Source organism: Pseudomonas sp. Lb2C2, assembly GCF_052112205.1.
In the GTDB taxonomy this organism is placed as follows: domain Bacteria; phylum Pseudomonadota; class Gammaproteobacteria; order Pseudomonadales; family Pseudomonadaceae; genus Aquipseudomonas; species Aquipseudomonas kilonensis.
Map to the genome: position 1 here is coordinate 1 of NZ_JAUTYW010000022.1, position 574 is coordinate 574.

Annotated in this window: 1 protein-coding gene; it reads left to right on the forward strand. The window is 64.6% G+C overall.

Annotated features, from left to right (window positions below):
* Position 1: 1 nt before the first annotated feature.
* A partial coding sequence (locus tag Q7F16_RS30075) for a carbon starvation CstA family protein (RefSeq protein WP_409557419.1) occupies positions 2 to 574 on the forward strand: 573 nt, incomplete at its 3' end.

A 574-nucleotide genomic window follows, 5' to 3' on the forward strand; every position in this document is an offset into this window, starting at 1 on the left:
CATCTACCTGGTCGCCTACCGCTACTACAGCCTCTTCATCGCCAACAACGTGATGCAACTCGATGCGCGCCGGGCCACCCCCGCCGTGCTCAACAACGATGGCCTGGACTATGTCCCGACCAACAAACACATTCTGTTCGGCCACCACTTCGCGGCCATTGCCGGCGCGGGGCCGCTGGTCGGGCCGGTGCTGGCGGCGCAGATGGGCTACCTGCCCGGCACGCTCTGGCTGATCGCCGGCGTGGTGCTGGCCGGTGCGGTGCAGGACTTCATGGTCCTGTTCCTGTCCACCCGCCGCAACGGGCGTTCCCTGGGTGACATGGTGCGCGAGGAAATGGGCCGCATCCCTGGCACCATCGCGCTGTTCGGCTGCTTCCTGATCATGATCATCATCCTCGCGGTGCTGGCGCTGATCGTGGTCAAGGCCCTGGCCGAGAGCCCGTGGGGGATCTTCACGGTGATGGCGACCATCCCGATCGCGATGTTCATGGGCATCTACATGCGCTACATCCGCCCGGGCCGCATCGGTGAAATCTCGATCATCGGCGTGCTGTTGCTGCTGGGTTCGATCTGG